This window comes from Pseudomonas granadensis, from assembly GCF_900105485.1.
GTDB classification, from domain to species: domain Bacteria; phylum Pseudomonadota; class Gammaproteobacteria; order Pseudomonadales; family Pseudomonadaceae; genus Aquipseudomonas; species Aquipseudomonas granadensis.
On sequence record NZ_LT629778.1, the window covers coordinates 2756137 to 2772877 of the forward strand.

Consider the following 16741-nt stretch of genomic DNA (forward strand, 5'->3'; position numbering starts at 1 on the left):
ATAATCGCTCCGGCGTGTAGCCTTGCTTACCGTCCAGCACGATGCAAGCGGAGAAAGCGGCGCATGACGCGCCGCTTTGTCCTTTTACATCACGCCACGATGTCGCTGGTGGCTGCCTGGCCAACGGTGCTGACGATGAAATCAGCCACGCCGTGCCCGGAGAAGTCCACCGACAACAGGCTGTTGCCGCCCGACGAGGTCAGTACCGCATCGCCGGCTGCACCCGTGAAGGTGTTGACGAAGTGCAGGCCTGCGCCGTTGGTGATGCCGGTCAGGTCGATCTTGTCCAGACCGCTGACGAAATCGAGGATCTGATCGACCGCCCCCGGCTTGGAATCGGAGCTGGCCGCAAACACAAACGTGTCCGAACCTGAACCGCCCCACAGCTTGTCGGCACCGCCCGCGCCGAAGAGGATGTCGTTACCGGCACCGCCCTTCAGCTCGTTGGCCACGCTGTTGCCGATCAACAGATCACTGCCGGCACCGCCAATGGCATTTTCGATGATCGCGCCTTTGGCAATCGACACGTTGCCGACCATGCCACCGACATCGGAGAACGAGGCGTCATTGAGGTTGATTTTCTGGTTCTGGGTGAAACCGGAGAAATCCAGGGTGTCCCTGCCGCCCGCGTCCCAGACCGAGAACACCACTTTGTCGCTGGACGACGAAGCACTGAGGAAATCGCGCCCGGTGTTGGAGTTGAAACCGTAAGTGCTGTCACCGGTACGGGTGTTCATGTTGGCGCCGTAGAGCTTCTGGATGGCAGCGATATCGTCCATCAGCGGCCCGGAGGCATACGCTTCCACCCCGCCCTTGCTGAAGTTCTGGTCGGTGTTGCTTTCACTCCAGTAGCTCATGATGCTGTAGCCGCGGGTGTCTTGCCCGTAGGTCGCATCGTTGTAGGTCGGGTTGCCATTGCCGGCATTGTAGTCACCGGGGTGCGCAAGACCGAGGGTATGACCGATCTCGTGGGTCAGGGTCTGACGGCCGTAGTTGTTCAGATCCGGGTTCTTGTTCTGCGTGTAACCACGGTTGATCAAGTACCACGACGTACCGTCATAACCGGCACCGGTCCCCGGCAAATAGGCAAACGCCGCAGCGCCATCCTGACCACCGCTGTAATTGCCAAAGGTCATGTGCCCGTCCCCGCCCGAGGCTTTCTCGGTGAAGGTCACGTTGGCGACATCGGCCCAGGACTGCATGGCCAGCTTGGCCTGAGCCTGCTGCTGCGCACTGAACTGGCTGAACCCACTGATCCCGTGCTTGTTCATCGTGCTGAACGACGCCGAGGTCAGGAACGTATAGGTCAGCTCGATCTTGCCGCTCCCATCCTTGTCCTGATAGGCAGCGCCATCGCGCAGCAACTGGGTCGCCGCCTGATCGACGGTGTACGAGGGTTTGCCATTGACCGTGAGATTACCGCCACGGTCATATTGATGGCTGAAGCTATTGATCTGGTTATACGCCGAACTGGCAGCGGCCAGCGACTGCGGCGCCGCAGACAGCAACAAAGCCTGCTCGGCGGAATCAATAGCATTGGTTTTGACTTTCGACATAAACACACTTCCTTGTTAAGCAATGGAACAGTTTTTGTCCGATAGCGACGATCCCGGCGAGATCGTCCTATCACTCGCCCAATGAAGGCGTAAGAAACCTGACACAATTCGAAATGTTGCGTAAAGGATTTTTTTAGTTCGAAAAAGAGTGTTCCGGGTAAATGGCCGAAAACATGGCACAAGACGGTTGAAGATTGTTTGAAGTTGCGCAGGGAATGGGAATCGTCTGACGATTTTCTATTTAAATATTAAATATCGGTAAGTTGTATTTTGTTAGGTGCGTCGCACTTTTCCAGTGTGGCGATATTGGATTGATATCAAAGATATTGGCGGTGCTTACCTTTAAAGCGGCGTCACCCCCCGAAAAGCCCCTCACCCTAGCCCTCTCCCAGAGGGAGAGGGGACTGACCGTGGTGGATGCGAGAGATACGCCGACTAGAAATACCGAGTCGAATGCGGATATTGAAACCAATCAAAATCGGCTCCCTCTCCAGGGGGAGAAGGCTGGGGGTGAGGGGCAGCCACACCACAAATCCAGAGCCAAACGCCCCGCTTCTAACCACTCCTTACAATGAGCGCCAGCTCGAGTGCCCTTGATCTTGCCTAACCGGCCCCATCGGAAGGCTGAGTGGAGGGACCGATCCGGGCGTGGGAGCGCAGCGACCGTCTGGCGCAGCCAGACACAGCGGAAGGAGGTGCAGCGAAGCAAACCGTAGCCGCTGCGCCCGGATCGGTCCCGGAGCGAAGGGACCCGAGCCTGCGAGGGCCGAACGCAGGGGCCCAGCGTTTTGGTTACTTTTGGGCGTCTGCAAAAGTGACCCGCTGTAAGAGCGGAACCGCCAGCCGCAACACCCAAAGAAACGGATATTCAGCCAAAACCCCAAGAACCTGGTCGGCCCAGAGGCCGCCAAGTCCAAAGCCCAAAAACAATCAGCTCCCCGTACGAATCTTGTTCCAAACCCGCGTCCGCACCCGGTCAATATTCAACGGCATCGCCTCCAGCGCAAACAGCTTGCCCATCATCTCCGGACTCGGATAAACCTTGGTATCGTTGCGGATCGCCGGATCAATCAACCCATCCGCCTGCGCATTGCCATTGGCGTAATGCACATAATTACTGATCCCCGCCATCACCTCAGGCCGCAACAGATAGTTCATGAACGCATACCCGGCCTTCTCATCCGGTGCATCAGCCGGCATGGCCACCATGTCAAACCAGATCGCCGCGCCCTCCCTGGGAATCGCATAACCAATCTCGACGCCGTTCTTAGCCTCTTTCGCCCGGTTCTCCGCCTGCAAAATGTCCCCGGAAAACCCCACCGCCACGCAAATATCGCCATTGGCCAGATCACTGGTGTATTTCGACGAATGGAAATAACTCACGTACGGCCGCACTTTCATCAACAGCGCTTCGGCTTTTTTATAGTCCTCGGGATTCTTGCTGTGGTGCGGCAGGCCCAGATAATTGAGCGCCGCCGGCAGCAATTCCGGGCCATTGTCGAGAATCGCCACCCCACACTTCTGCAGTTTTTCCATGTTCTCGGGTTTGAAAATCAGGTCCCAGGAATCCACCGGCGCGTTGTCGCCCAATACCGCTTTGACCTTGGCGATGTTGTAGCCAATGCCCGTGCTGCCCCACAGATACGGAAAACCGTGCTCGTTGTTCGGGTCATTGGTCTGCAACGCCTTGAGCAGCACCGGATTGAGATTCTTCCAGTTCGGCAACTGGCTCTTGTCGAGTTTCTTCAGCGCCCCGCCCTGAATCTGCCGGGCCATGAAATGGTTGGACGGAAACACCACGTCGTAACCGGACTTACCCGTCATCAACTTGCCGTCCAGGGTTTCGTTGCTGTCGTAGACGTCGTACGTCACGCCGATGCCCGTGGCTTTTTCAAAATTTTTGGTGGTGTCCGGCGCGATGTAGTCGGACCAGTTGTAAACCTTGACCGTTTCTGCGGCCTGAGCAAGGGAAACGGCGAGCATCAGCGGTGCCAGAGCGAGGGTCTTGCGGATCATGGATCGATTCCTGTGTGGGTTGTCTTTCTTGTTGGCAGGCAATCAAAGGATCAAATAATCAGAAAATCAGCACGTAGCTCTTGCGCACGGTTTCCTGGATGTCCCAGATACCGAGCGTGTTGGCTGGCAACATCAGTGCGTCGCCACCTTGTATGTGCAGAGTTTCTCCACCGTCATCGGGGGTGAAGGTGCAACGTCCGGAAATGAAATGGCAGAACTCCTGCGCGGTGATCTGCCGGCGCCAGCGCCCGGGCGTGCATTCCCAGACCCCGGTTTCGACGCCTTCGTCGCGCTCGACGCTGGTGGTCGAGGCGATCGCGACCGGCTCGCCGAGGGGCACGGCCACCGGGCTGGATTCGTCGAGTTGTAACGTGGCGGTATTCTTGAACTGGGTGATGCTCATGGGCTTACCTGTTTTTGGAAATGACGACGTTCAATGCATGAAACCTTCCATAAAACCGGCGACGCGGCTGGCGAGTTTGCGTCGCCACGGTGCGGTCACCGGATTCGCCAGGGTCTGGTCCTCGTGGACGAAGCTTTTGATGATCGCGTTGTAACCGAGCCAGCGGCATGGTTCCGGCTCCCACGCGCGCAAGGCGTGAATGCCGCCGTCCGCCAGCACCCAAGGCTGATGGACCAGCTCGCTGTCGCGTTCAAGAATCAGATCGGCCAGGGTTCGGCCGCCGAGATTGCTGGCACCGACGCCCTCCCCGCCATAACCGCCGGACAGCGCAATACCGTTGGCGCGGTCACACAGCATGTGCGGCTTGAAATGTCGCGACATGCCGAGATTGCCGCCCCAGGCGTGGGTGATCTGCACGTTTTTCAGCTGCGGAAACAGTTCGCCGAACAGATAACGCCGCAGTTCGACTTCATCACGGCTCAGATCAAAGTTGTGGCGCAGCTTGCCGGCGAACTGGTAGCCGCCGCGTGCGCCGAAGGTCAAACGATTGTCGGCGCTGCGCTGGCCATAGGTGACCTGGCGACTGAATTCGCTGAAGGCCTGACCGCGATTGAGGCCGATTTCGTCCCAGGTCGCCTGCGACAGCGGCTCGGTGGCGACGATCAGGCTTTGCACCGGCAACTGATAACGGCCCAGCGGTGGCAGCGTTACCGAATAGCCCTCGACTGCCGGCACGATCCAGCGGCTGCGCACACTGGCCTTGGCCGTGCGCAAACTGCCGGACTGCCATTGCGTGACCGGGCTGTTTTCGTAGATCTTCACACCCATGTTCTGCACGGTACGCGCCAGCCCCCGCACCAGTTTCGCCGGGTGAATGGTCGCTACATGAGGCGCGTAAATGCCGCCGTATGGCTTGGCGATGCGGATCTGTTGCGCCAGTTGTTCCGGGCTGAGCCAGCGGTAATCGTCGTCGGTCAGGCCTTGGGCGTGCAGTTTCGCCAGATAGTCGCGCAGGGTCGCTTCCTGCTCCGGATAACGCGCCGCGCAGTAAAGCACCCCGCCCTTGCGATAATCACAGTCGATACTTTCCTGTTCGAGGACGACCTCTACCTCATCGGGAATGCTGTGCAGCAGATCGAATGACGCCCAGCGCTGCTGCGGCGACAATCCGGCGAGCAAGCGATCCTCGCCTAGCAGGTTGCCCATCAGCCAGCCGCCATTGCGCCCGGACGCGCCGAAACCGGCGGTTTGCGCTTCGACAATCGCAATGTCGAGGCCCGGTGCGTGTTTTTTCAGGTAATAGGCCGTCCACAGCCCGGTGTAACCGGCGCCGATAATCGCCACATCGACGTCCAGGTCCCGCTCCAGCTCAGGTCGCGCGGTCAGCGACTCGTCGAGCTGGTCCATCCACAAACTGATCGTGCGCCACGCCGGCATGCCAGACTCCGCCACTTGAAACCTTCGATGGCGTCGATCCTAGTGGCAGTCCTTAGCCAGTGTCTTGCGCGCGTGCCCGCAAAGAAATTTGTTTGACGTAGGCTTTGGGCGACTGGCCGGTGTGCTGGCGGAAACAGCTATAAAACGCCGATAACGAATTGAAACCGGCGGCAAACGCCAGCTCATCGACGCGCAACGGCGGCACCGCGCTGTCGAGCGAACGCAGCAAATGCTGCAGGCGCGCCTGATTGACATAGCGGTAAAAGCTTTGCCCGAGCACTTGATTCAGCAGGTAGGAAATCTGGTTGCGACTGTAGCCACACTCCTTCGCCACTCGCTGCAAATCGAGTTCGGGATCGAGATACGGCTGCTGCTTTCCGAAATACTGCTGCAGGTCTTCGGCCATAAAACTCAACTGGCGCGGCGACAGTCCCAGGCGACTCTCTGCCGGGCGCTGGCTTGACGAGGATGTGCCATCTGCTTGCGTACGCACCAGCGAGGCATATTCATTGACCCGCCAGATCAGCCCGTCCTTGACGGTGATCGCCTCGCTCGAGCGAAACGACACCAAGCCGTCGCCACCGCGCAACGTCACTTCGTATTGAATGAACGCGGTATTGCCATCGACGCGAATGCGGTCGCAATGCTCAAGCAGTTCGTCGGATTCTCGCGGCATGCTGACGCGCACGTATTCGCGCAACTCATCAAGGCCGAGCACGCGATTCTGAAAGAAATCGTTGTACTGGATGTCCGGATGATACAGCGCCATCACGCTGTCCAGATCGCGGTGTTTCCAGCTCAAGTGATAGCGCATGACCGTGCCAGCCGTGGCCTGGGTCTGTTCGGGGCCGTCATCATCGGCGTGCATAGAAGGCTCGAAAAAAAGAACCGAGCTTGCCCAAGATCGGCATTGGCGGCAACGAGAAATCAGTGATGGCCATTTGGCAAGTTCTCGCCTCGACGTGATCCACATCAAAAAAATCGCTGCAATCGCCAAATGGACTGAAAATTCTCACGAGAATTTCACAACTGGATGCTACTTTTAATAACTGTCACCGGTTGAGCCAATGAAGGCTCTTCCCACCTAACATGAGCAAAAGGAAGCGCTCGATGAAGAAGGCGGGCAACACATGAATAAAGGGTTTAGCAAAGTCACGTTCCCCAATGCATGCCAGCTGATGCGCTGGCATTTTCATCCCATGGGTTTCGAAGCAACGATGGACGCGCCAGGCAGCATGGTCGCCCGTCTGTTCGATCGCGCCAGTGGGGAAACCATGATTGCCATCGCCGGTATTCCCTGCGCGACGGTCATGAATGCGGCAGACGTGGAACGAATCATCGAGGCTGTGGAGGATGAGCTGGAAGCTTTCATTCCTCCACAGTCTTTCAGGAGTTACGCCTAGCCTGTTGATCTACAAAGAAAAAAGCCCGCAGTGTGCGGGCTTTTTTGTGCTCAGGTGGTTTGTCTGACCTTGCGCTGATCAGCAAAGAACGGCTTGTTGCTGGCGACCCGATCGGACGCCCGTGGCATGTTCACCGCTTGCGCGTCCTGCGGTTCAACGTACCAGTAGCAATGGCTGACCGCACGGGTGATGCCAACGTAGGCCAGGCGCAGGATTTCGTCTTTCTGGGCATTGTCATACGGCTCGCTGTCGCCCGCTTTACCCAGCCCGGCCATGCGGTAAACCTGATTCTTGTAAGGCGAACTGGTCAGGTGTTGGCAATCACCGAGCAGGAACACCGCATCGGCCTGCAGGCCTTTGGCGCTGTGGTAGGTCAGTTGTTTCAGACGTCGAGCTTCATACGGCAAGCTCGAATCTACATTAAGTACTGGCTTAATATGCTCTGCTATCAACGACTTATCGCTGCTTTTTCGATAAAGCATCAAGATCGAATGGCCTTGGCGATAGTGCTCGGACAACCGCTCAGCCAGTGCCTGATCGTCACGCTCGAGAACGTTGACCGCTTGCAATGGCTTGGGCGTACCGCTGGCCTTTGCCTTTTTGCCCGGGATGGCCGGTGCCGCGCGAACGATATGTTCGGCGGCATCGATGATGTGTTGGTGGCTGCGGTAATTGTCGCTGAGCATCACCCGCGTCGTGCTCGGCGACGGGAATTCCTTGTCGAACGCCATGAAGTAACTCGGCGAACTGCCGCGCCAGCCATAGATCGACTGCCAGTCATCGCCAACGCACAGCAACGACGAGCGCTGTGCCCCGCGCCCGACGTGCATGGCCGGACCTCGGCTGCGGATTTCAGCGAGGCTTGCCCGTATCCAGGAAACGATCTGCGGCGAAACGTCCTGAAATTCGTCAATCATCAGATGCGACAGCGGCCGGAGCAGCTCATCGCTCAACAGCTTGAGGTTTTCCGGCGAATGCTCGCTGAACAAGGCGAACATCCGGTTGTAAGTCATGACCGGTGGTTTCTGATCGAGCAGATGATCTTCGAAGGCGCGCCAGAACAAGCTCAGCGCCTCGAAGAAAAACCGGTCCGGGTCGTCTTTGGCGAAACTCATGCGACCGACTGCGTCGGGTACATCCAGCCCCAGGTTCTCGATAAACCCGGCCGCGCCGACAAAACAATCGAGCAACGGCGCCGAAGCCAGCTCGCCCTTGACCTTGTAGTCGAAGCCCGGCCCGGCGCTGGCATCCCCGGCCAAGGTCGCCAGGATGCGCTTCGACGACTCGTAACTATCCAACCAGATCAATGACTTACGACAGAAAGCTTGAAATAGGGTGCGTTTTACTGCCCATTCGGCACGCACGCTGAGCTTGGCGTTGGGCCGGGAAAGCTGAGGGTTCTCGCGGTGATCGAAACCCAGCACTACCCAGGCATCAAGACTCGGGATGTAGCCATGACTATGGAATTTTGCACCATTGATCTCGAACGTCTGCCGATTCGGTTCGATGCCCTTGATCGGCCACGCACCGGCGCGAAACCAAAGGTCCTCGATCACATCGCAGAGTTCTTCATCACGTCGGGCGGCCAGCTCCGTTACCGCTACACGCTTTTGTACGTCCGGGTGATCGCGCTCCAGCTCCTTCAACTGCAAACCGGCGCGGGACAACGGCTGAATCAACTGCCGGAAACGTTCGTCTTCGTTAAACAAGCGGTGATAGCAGGCATTGAGCTGCAGACGCTGCGCGTCATTGATGCGCAGGTCAAACGGGTTGCTGTCGACCTCTTCGGCAGCGCCCTGCGCTCTGTCACTGAGGTTCTCGAAAGCCTGCAAACGCTCGAAACCGGGCAAGCTGCGCACCATCGGCAGAATGCGCGAATGAAAGGTGCGCACCAGTTCGCGAGCCTGGCGCAGGTTCACTGCCAAATCCCAGAGTGCGAACACTTCGATCAGTTTGTTGATGAAATCCTTGCGTGACTCGCGGGTGAAGGTCACCACAGTCATTGAATCCAGCTCGAAACCCAGATAGTGCTTGAGCAGCAGGATACGCAGCACCAGCGTGGTCGACTTACCCGCGCCGGCTCCGGCGACCACCGAGGTCGACGGCGTTTCGCTGAAGATCATCTTCCATTGCGCGGCGCTTGGCTGCACGTGGGCAGGCAACAAGCGCACGACATCGGCTTTCATGCGTTTTTTCAGGTCGGCCGTCAGCGGCAGTCGCCAATCGTCGAACAAATGATTGTCGACGCTGGGCGGGCGGTGCTCGGTGTTGCGGCTGTCGCGAATCAGCAAGACCTGCCGACCTTCCTCCAGCCCTTCGAGCTTGCCTTGTTTGAAGCCGTAATCGACACCGGCGGTGTGCCCGCTGCGAAAGCCATCCGCCTGCCCGTGCAACCAGGACGCACGGTGCTGCGCGCGCAAACGGGTCAAGCCATGGCCGAAAAAACGCGCCGCCAGGCGTTTGAACCAGGGCATCTCGGCCAATGGACGAAGTTCGGGAGGGAGATCGGGGGTGTGTTGCGCCACGCAGACGGCTCCAGTGTGTGAGGCTGAGGCGGCTATGGTGGCCGGATTCGCCGCGCGTTTCTAGCGAAATGCTTATGGGTCATCGGTTTAGGCGATGAAATGAAAGTCGGATGAGATGATTTTGCCGCTCTTTACATCAATGTATTCGATAGCAATGCCGCACTTTTTACGCTTTTTATCGATAGTTAACGCGTGGATGATCGCCGTCATAAACCACTGGTTTCGCCCTGTGCCGAACCTATTGCGGAGACGATCATGCTTGAACTCAGACCTTTCGATTCGCTGGGCGCCGCCCACCACGGCTGGCTTGATGCCCACCACCATTTTTCCTTCGCCGAGTATTACGACCCGCAACGCATGAACTGGGGCAACCTGCGCGTCTGGAATGACGACGTGATCGCCGCCGGCAGCGGTTTCCCGCAGCATCCGCACCGCGACATGGAAATCATCACCTATGTGCGTGAAGGCGCGATCACACACCAGGACAACCTTGGCAACAAGGGCCGCACCGAGGCAGGTGACGTGCAAGTGATGAGCGCTGGCACTGGCATTGCACACAGCGAATACAACCTGGAAGCCCAGGACACGCGGATTTTCCAGATCTGGATTCTGCCGACCGAAACCGGCGCGCCGCCGTCCTGGGGTGCCAAACCGTTTCCCAAAGGCCAGCGTGAAGGGTTTGTAACCTTGGCCAGCGGCAAGGACGGTGACGACCAGAGCCTGCGAATCCGCGCCGATGCGCGCCTGGTGGCGGCAAATCTCAAGGCTGGTGAAACCGCAGAATACCGTCTGGATGAAGGGCGCCGTGCGTATCTCGTTCCGGCCACCGGTGTGATTGAAGTCAATGGCTTGCGTGCACAAGCTCGAGACGGCGTTGCGGTGGCGCAGGAGCAAGTGCTGACCGTCACGGCGATTGAAGACAGTGAAATTGTGCTGGTGGATCTGGCTTAAAGTTCTCGATCATCCAACGCCGCACTACCAGGTCTACAAAGGCCTCAAGCCGCCCACATTCAGTCCCCTCTCCCTTTGGGAGAGGGTTAGGGTGAGGGGAAAAAGGGGCAACCATCACGGCTGCCCCTTTTTTTACACCTTGGTGAACATCAACGGCTGGAAATCGCCCCATCCACCAATGCCTGCGCTTCAACCACCAGTTGCTTGAGGTGGTCATCACCGATAAAGCTCTCGGCGTAAATCTTGTAGATGTCTTCAGTGCCCGACGGCCGCGCAGCGAACCAGCCGTTCTCGGTCATTACCTTCAAACCGCCGATCGCCTGATCGTTGCCCGGTGCATGGCTGAGAATGCTCTGGATTTTCTCGCCCGCCAGTTCGGTCGAGGTGACCTGCGCCGGCGACAGCTTGCTCAGCAGCGCTTTCTGCTCTGGATTGGCCTTGGCATCGACACGCACCGAGAACGGTTCACCCAGTTCATCGGTCAGCGCCTTGTACGCCTGGCTCGGATCGCGCCCGGTGCGCGCGGTCATTTCCGCAGCGAGCAATGCCGGAATCAGACCATCCTTGTCGGTGCTCCAGACGCCACCGTCCTTGCGCAGGAACGACGCACCGGCACTTTCTTCGCCGCCGAAACCCAGCGAACCATCGAACAGGCCTTCCGCGAACCATTTGAAACCGACGGGCACTTCGTACAGGCGACGGCCCAGACGCTTTGCGACACGGTCGATCAAGCCGCTGCTGACCACGGTTTTACCCACGGCAGCATCGGCGCGCCATTGCGGCCGGTTCTGGAACAGGTAATCGATGGAAACCGCCAGATAGTTGTTCGGCGCCAACAAACCACCGGACGGCGTGACGATACCGTGGCGGTCATGATCCGGGTCGCAGGCAAACGCCACGTCGAAACGTTCTTTCAAGCCAATCAGGCCTTGCATCGCGTGGCTTGACGACGGGTCCATGCGAATCTGGCCATCCCAGTCAACGGTCATAAAGCGGAACGTTGCATCGACTTCTTTATTGACCACTTGCAGATCCAGACGGTAATGCTCGGCGATCGCCGACCAGTAGCGCACCCCTGCTCCGCCCAGCGGATCAACGCCCAGACGCAGCTTGGCGTCACGAATGGCATCGAAGTCGATCACATTGATCAGGTCGGCTACGTAGGTATTGACGTAGTCATGGCGATGAGTAGTGCTGGCCTTGAGCGCCTGCTCGTAGCTGATGCGTTTGACGCCGGCGAGCTTGTTGGCCAACAGTTCATTGGCCTTGGCTTCGATCCACTTGGTGATATGGGTGTCGGCTGGTCCGCCATTGGTGGGGTTGTATTTGTAACCACCGCTTTGTGGCGGGTTATGCGACGGCGTGATGACGATGCCGTCCGCCAGACCCGAGGTGCGGCCACGGTTGTAGCAAAGAATGGCGTGGGAAATGGCCGGTGTCGGGGTGTATTCGTCGCCCTCGGCGATCATCACCGTGACACCGTTGGCGGCCAGAACTTCCAGCGCGCTGGCACCGGCCGGGGTTGACAGCGCATGCGTGTCGATGCCGACGAACAATGGCCCGGTGATACCTTGCGCTTCTCGGTACAGGCAGATCGCCTGGCTGATTGCCAGAACGTGCCACTCGTTGAAACTCAAGTCGAACGAGCTGCCCCGGTGTCCGGAAGTACCGAACGCCACACGCTGAGTGGAAATCGACGCGTCGGGCTGTCCGGTGTAGTAAGCCGTTACCAGTCGCGGGATGTCGACCAACAGTTCTGCCGGTGCCGGTTTGCCCGCAAAAGGACTGAGTGTCATGCAAAACCTCTGAAATGGAGTGATTCAGGAATAGAGCGCAGTTTACTGGCAGTTTGACCGTAGTGCGACGGGATCTATCCGGGACTCTTCCGATGTTTTTTAACGTCAGTCAACGGGGGCCAGACGCAAGGCGTCACCGAGCAACCCGACCACACTGGCCAGATCACGCTCACCATGACCCAGCGCGCTCAGACGCAGGTTCTGCCCGTGCAGCCCCTGCAAGCTGAACAACTCGCCCGGCGCCACCACGATCTGCTGCCTGAGCAGGCGCTGGAAAACCTGAACCATATTGACCGGCCGCAACGACCGCACCCATACGGTTGCGCCACCCTCGGGCTCAACCACATCCAGCGCGTCGCCCAGGCGATCGCGCAACAGCGCGATCAGCGGCGCGCGACGCTCCTTGAGCATTCTTCGCAAGACCGCCAGATGCTGGTCCAGTCGCCCGCCACCCAGCAGTCTGGCAATGGCTTTCTGGCGAATCGGTGACAAGCGGAACGCGCGCAACAAAAAGTGCCGCTGCAGCTCATGACGCCAATGTCGCGACAACAGAAAACCGAACGGTGCCTCGGCGCCGATGAATTTCTCGAATGTTGAAAACACCAGCAATCGTTCAGGGTCCAGCCAGTCACGCAAGGGCTGTGGGCCCTCGCCGTCATGCAGTTCGCTGTAGCAGTCGTTTTCCAGCACCCACGTGCCGTGCAATGCCAGTAAATGCGCAATCGCCTGCTGGTTACTCAACGGACGCAGACTGCCGCGAGGCATGTTCAATGCAGACGACACCAGCATCAAGCGCACCGGTTCGTGCGTTAACAGCGACTCGAGCTGTTGCGGGTCCACCTGCCCTCCGCCCAGCAGCGGCAACTCGATGACGTGCACCTGGGCCGCCTGCAACAGACGCAGGATCACCCAGTCGCATGGCGACTCGACGACGACGGTGGCGCCGCGCAATTGCAGCACCGAAATCAGTATTTCCAGTACCCCACGCAAATCTGCACCGATATAGACGTCGTCCGCGCGCCAGTAATTGGCGGTCGAGGTGGTGTAGCGCGCGGCCAATACCGTACGCAGCTCCCGCTCGCCGCACGGTTGGATCAGCGAAGACGGCTGGCGTGGATACTGGCGCAACAATTCGCGCTCGAGCATCAACAACGGACTGTCCAGTGGCTGCAGTGAAGCCGGGTCGTCAGCGCTCAGCACGCACATGCCCGGACGTCTGGCGTTGACGTACACCGTTTCCAGCAAATCGTGGCAGCTATCCGGCGAATCCATGTCGTGTAGCGCCTGGGCGTAATACCCGGACTTGGCGATCGAGTAGACCCGCCCTTCCTTTTCCAGCAGCGAATAGGCGTACTGCACCGTCGAGATCGATACGCTGAGCCGGTCTGCCAGTTGTCGCAGCGAGGGCAGACGCACTGCTGCGCCCTTCCCGGCTTCGTCTATCAACGATGTCAGATATCGATAAACCGCCTGATAAACGAAGTCATTATCCCTCGACGCTTTCACAATCCCGTATCCGTGGGCATCCATTCATCTCCTGGCAAACTGCTCATGGTCAGCCTTTTGCCGAGCGGTCTGCTGGTGGCTGTGCAGTGGCGCCATGGTCGTCCAGGCTCGGCGAGGTGGCCTGGTCTGGAGCGGATAGACGAAACGGCCCCATCGCATAGAGACGCACGATCAACCGGAGCGGCAGCCCGCTGACATCCGTCATCCACTTCACGACCTGTTCCGGGGCATGCAGGCCTTGCATTGCCCGATGCAGATCCGGGATCGCCACCAGCATGCCGGGGTGACAATGGCGCAGGAACCGCTCAAGGCCCGCGCCGCCATCGATGAACGGGGCAAACAGCAGGCATGTCAGTTGGATCTGGTTCAAGTCGAAACTGGCCAGCAACGCACCATCCGCCTGTACGCTCAGTTGATCGAGCTCGCGCAAATGGCCGAAACTGGCCAGCAGTTGCTCGCAAACCGATTCGGGTACCTGTTTCTGCCGCATCGTCAGCAAGCTGCTCGCCAGATAATCACTGACACCCTCGTCGTAGGCCCGACCTTCGATGAATTGCGCCTGCAAACCGCGCAGATGCGCAGCCACCACAGGCTCTACGTGTTCATCGTCGGGCTGATAGAGCGTCATGTCGTCCGCCTGGAAACCGAGGAAATCACTGAGCAGTGGCCAGCGCTCCTCAAGCTTGCCGACAATCATGTCGTTGATATGAATGAAACTGGTGCGCCGACAGGCTTCAAACTCACCTTGTGGACGCCAGACCACCCGCTCCTCCTCTGGATAAAACTCACGGTAATAATCGCCACCCAGCGCATCGAGCAAAGGAAACAGTCTGTCGAAACCGACATTGCTCACCTGAGGCCCGGCGATGCCGGCCTTTTGCACCGCCCGGTCCAGCCCGTCCAGAAAATGCTGCTGACGGCGCGTTGATTCGCTGCCGACCATGGCATCAACGCCATGATTCCAGCGCGCGATCTGGCCGTAGAATTCGGCGCTGGCAAGATAGGCGTCGTCCCACAAATGCAGCGGTTCGTCCCAGTTACGGCGGTGTCCGAGCAACAGCAGATTAAGGCGATTGCCCTCGCGACCTGCATCGCTGATCGGCGTCTGATGATCAAATGGCACGACTTGCCGATGGTCCACCATCACCAGTTCGACCCGTGGATCGTCATACAGAAACAAGGCACTGTAGCTGCGATGCATGTTCTGGAGCGACGTCTGGCTGTTGCCGTTCCAGCGCAGATTGGCCACTCGCAGTTGAAACGTCGCCGGCGCACGACTCGCAATGCTCAACTGTGCAGCGCGCAGCAAGGCCAGGGTGTAACAGCTGTCGCGCGACCCGGACTGGTTCACCAGCACCCTGAATTGACCGATGTGCTCCATGCCGCCCGCGGCCACCGCCAGCCGTTGAATCAACAACTGCAGGGCCGTGCGTTCGGCACGGGAGAAAAAACTCAGCAAGCGTTGCAATACTTGCTGGTAGACATAGTTCATTGCTTGATCATGGATCGTGCTCATCGGTATTTACCCGGAATCGAAAGTTTCATGCCGCACTCACGGACACCCGTAGCGGACAATTCATCAATAAGTAATAGACGCTCAAATGCTAACACTTACAACTTTGAAGTTATTTGAAACACTTGAGCTGGCGAAACCCCAAGGATTGCCGTTTTTTGGCCTCAAAGCCCCGTATTTAAGGGGTTATCCTCGCTCGCCGCTCGTCCTAGGAAATTTCCCACGGGGTCCGAAGGCAAGTGAGTACAAGAAAAAGAGAAGCGGTTTCCGAATCGTCTTACAGCATTTAAACAGAAGTTGCCGTTATCAACAGATTCAACGGTTAGATATCGCGCAGGACAAATAGAATGCACAGCCATGGCTCATTCCTTGAGATGAAAGTAATCATTCAATTATCAGGGCTTATATGGCGATTAGAAGATACAGATCGAGAGCAAAAACCAGCTCAGTTGTTCAACAGGCACGCGGATGGCGCCTCAACAAGCGTGGTTGTCGCAAAGGGAGAGTAAACGCAGAGGAGTCCGTGGGACCACGGACTCCGAGGGCAAGGCTTACGCCGATTCGACTTGCAGGGCAACCCGTTCACGGCACGGGCATTCGTCCATGTAGCGATGTGCTTCGACGAACTCGTTGAACGCGAATACACGGGTTTTCAGTGGCAGCAGTACGCGGTCAGCGGTCAACTGGTTGATGTCGCGCAACGCGCGTTGCAGGGCGACGCTATCCTGCGCGATACCCAGCTCGGGCTTGCCGGTGAAATTGCCGATGCAATGCACGAAGAACTGGATGTTCTTCTGAAACGCTGCGCAGGCCGGGAACGGCGTCTGATTGCCGCCTTGCAAGCCGTACAACACCAGACTGCCGCGCGGTGCCAGCACATCGCCGAGCAACGACATCTGCGGGCCACCAAGACCGTCGAACACGACGTCGACACCGCGGTTGTCGGTGATCTTGTTGATTCGCATCAACAGATCTTCCTCTTCGGTGACGATCACCTTCTCCGCGCCCAGAGACAGCAGATACTCGCGCTCTTCGGCTTCCTTGGTCGCGGCAATCACCCGCACACCCAACGCCTTGCCCAACTGGACAAACGACGGGCCGGCGCAATGGCTGGCGTCAGTGACCAGGGCGAATTGCCCCGGCTTGACCCGCGCCAGATCGGCGTAGGCAAAATAGGCGATCAGCAGCGGCGTGTAATGCACGCTGGCTTCTATCGGGCTGAGGACATCTGGATAACGGGTCAAGGCAGTACGCGGCAGCACGATCGACTCGCCGTAAACCGGATAGTCGTTGGGGCTTTCAGCCGGGAAACTGGCGACCTTGTCGCCCACGGACAGGTCCTCGACGTCGGCACCGACTGCGGTGACCACACCGGCCATTTCATGGCCAAGGCCCGAGGGCAGACGTGCCTGGGACGAAGCCAGGTTCTGACGCCAGAGGGTGTCATACCAGCTGATGCCGATGGCTTCGACACGCACCTGCACTTCGCCAGGACCTGGCTGAGCGGCCGCATGCTCTTCGCATTTGAGCACCTCGGCCGGACCAAACTTGTGAAAACGGATCGTGCGGGACATCGCAAACCTCGTCAAAGTAACCTCTAATGCCATGAACTCTATCTGGGCTTTCGACCCAAGA

At 58.4% G+C, this 16741-nt stretch carries 12 protein-coding genes; 2 read left to right on the top strand and 10 right to left on the bottom strand.

The genetic code is table 11. The annotated features are described in order from the left end of the window. Positions 1-89: 89 nt before the first annotated feature. The 5 genes from BLU52_RS12215 to BLU52_RS12235 all read right to left on the bottom strand — a co-directional run bounded on the left by BLU52_RS12215 (position 90) and on the right by BLU52_RS12235 (position 6280). Positions 90-1556: a serralysin family metalloprotease gene (locus BLU52_RS12215; protein ID WP_090283470.1), complete on the bottom strand. Its 1467-nt coding sequence runs from the start codon at positions 1554-1556 to the stop codon at positions 90-92. A 930-nt stretch (positions 1557-2486) separates the two neighbouring features. Beyond that, positions 2487-3572 carry a polyamine ABC transporter substrate-binding protein gene (locus tag BLU52_RS12220; protein ID WP_090283472.1) on the bottom strand — a complete coding sequence of 362 codons (1086 nt, stop codon included), beginning with the start codon at positions 3570-3572 and terminating at the stop codon, positions 2487-2489. A 58-nt stretch (positions 3573-3630) separates the two neighbouring features. Further along, the gene (locus BLU52_RS12225) at positions 3631-3975 is read right to left on the bottom strand and encodes a cupin domain-containing protein (protein ID WP_090283474.1); all 345 of its coding nucleotides are present in this window, start codon (positions 3973-3975) and stop codon (positions 3631-3633) included. A gap of 30 nt (positions 3976-4005) precedes the next feature. After that, positions 4006-5412, bottom strand: a complete 1407-nt coding sequence (locus BLU52_RS12230) for an NAD(P)/FAD-dependent oxidoreductase (protein WP_090283477.1) — start codon at positions 5410-5412, stop codon at positions 4006-4008. Positions 5413-5464: 52 nt separating this feature from the next. Beyond that, positions 5465-6280: an AraC family transcriptional regulator gene (locus tag BLU52_RS12235; protein WP_090283479.1), complete on the bottom strand. Its 816-nt coding sequence runs from the start codon at positions 6278-6280 to the stop codon at positions 5465-5467. Between the two features lie 262 nt (positions 6281-6542). Between BLU52_RS12235 and BLU52_RS12240 the strand changes: the two genes are divergently transcribed. Beyond that, positions 6543-6815, top strand: coding sequence for a DUF1652 domain-containing protein (locus BLU52_RS12240; RefSeq protein ID WP_090283482.1), 273 nt, complete (start codon positions 6543-6545; stop codon positions 6813-6815). 50 nt (positions 6816-6865) lie between these two features. On the opposite strand, the gene BLU52_RS12245 is transcribed toward BLU52_RS12240, so the two are convergent. Further along, a complete protein-coding gene (locus tag BLU52_RS12245; RefSeq protein ID WP_090283484.1) occupies positions 6866-9340 on the bottom strand; it encodes a UvrD-helicase domain-containing protein in 2475 nt (824 codons plus the stop codon). A 255-nt stretch (positions 9341-9595) separates the two neighbouring features. Here BLU52_RS12245 and BLU52_RS12250 point away from each other — a divergent pair, with 255 nt between their 5' ends. Continuing rightward, positions 9596-10291, top strand: a complete 696-nt coding sequence (locus BLU52_RS12250; RefSeq protein ID WP_090283485.1) for a pirin family protein — start codon at positions 9596-9598, stop codon at positions 10289-10291. A 149-nt stretch (positions 10292-10440) separates the two neighbouring features. On the opposite strand, the gene pgm is transcribed toward BLU52_RS12250, so the two are convergent. The 4 genes from pgm to BLU52_RS12270 form a co-directional block, all read right to left on the bottom strand. Next, complete coding sequence (pgm, locus tag BLU52_RS12255) at positions 10441-12087, bottom strand: phosphoglucomutase (alpha-D-glucose-1,6-bisphosphate-dependent) (protein ID WP_090283487.1); 1647 nt, start codon at positions 12085-12087, stop codon at positions 10441-10443. A gap of 105 nt (positions 12088-12192) precedes the next feature. Continuing rightward, positions 12193-13593 carry an aminotransferase-like domain-containing protein gene (locus BLU52_RS12260; RefSeq protein WP_090288528.1) on the bottom strand — a complete coding sequence of 467 codons (1401 nt, stop codon included), beginning with the start codon at positions 13591-13593 and terminating at the stop codon, positions 12193-12195. 49 nt (positions 13594-13642) lie between these two features. Then, a complete protein-coding gene (locus tag BLU52_RS12265) occupies positions 13643-15109 on the bottom strand; it encodes a hypothetical protein (protein ID WP_231988028.1) in 1467 nt (488 codons plus the stop codon). 548 nt (positions 15110-15657) lie between these two features. Next, entirely contained in the window at positions 15658-16680 is a 1023-nt protein-coding gene (locus BLU52_RS12270; protein WP_090283489.1) for a zinc-dependent alcohol dehydrogenase family protein, read from the bottom strand. Positions 16681-16741: the final 61 nt, after the last annotated feature.

Bases quoted from the DNA above. Each gene is read 5' to 3' on its own strand.
- BLU52_RS12220 (WP_090283472.1), bottom strand. From the start codon at position 3,572: ATGATCCGCAAGACCCTCGCTCTGGCACCGCTGATGCTCGCCGTTTCC.
- BLU52_RS12230 (WP_090283477.1), bottom strand. From the start codon at position 5,412: ATGCCGGCGTGGCGCACGATCAGTTTGTGGATGGACCAGCTCGACGAG.
- BLU52_RS12270 (WP_090283489.1), bottom strand. From the start codon at position 16,680: ATGTCCCGCACGATCCGTTTTCACAAGTTTGGTCCGGCCGAGGTGCTC.
- BLU52_RS12265 (WP_231988028.1), bottom strand. From the start codon at position 15,109: ATGAGCACGATCCATGATCAAGCAATGAACTATGTCTACCAGCAAGTA.
- BLU52_RS12240 (WP_090283482.1), top strand. From the start codon at position 6,543: ATGAATAAAGGGTTTAGCAAAGTCACGTTCCCCAATGCATGCCAGCTG.
- BLU52_RS12250 (WP_090283485.1), top strand. From the start codon at position 9,596: ATGCTTGAACTCAGACCTTTCGATTCGCTGGGCGCCGCCCACCACGGC.
- BLU52_RS12215 (WP_090283470.1), bottom strand. From the start codon at position 1,556: ATGTCGAAAGTCAAAACCAATGCTATTGATTCCGCCGAGCAGGCTTTG.
- pgm (WP_090283487.1), bottom strand. From the start codon at position 12,087: ATGACACTCAGTCCTTTTGCGGGCAAACCGGCACCGGCAGAACTGTTG.
- BLU52_RS12225 (WP_090283474.1), bottom strand. From the start codon at position 3,975: ATGAGCATCACCCAGTTCAAGAATACCGCCACGTTACAACTCGACGAA.
- BLU52_RS12235 (WP_090283479.1), bottom strand. From the start codon at position 6,280: ATGCACGCCGATGATGACGGCCCCGAACAGACCCAGGCCACGGCTGGC.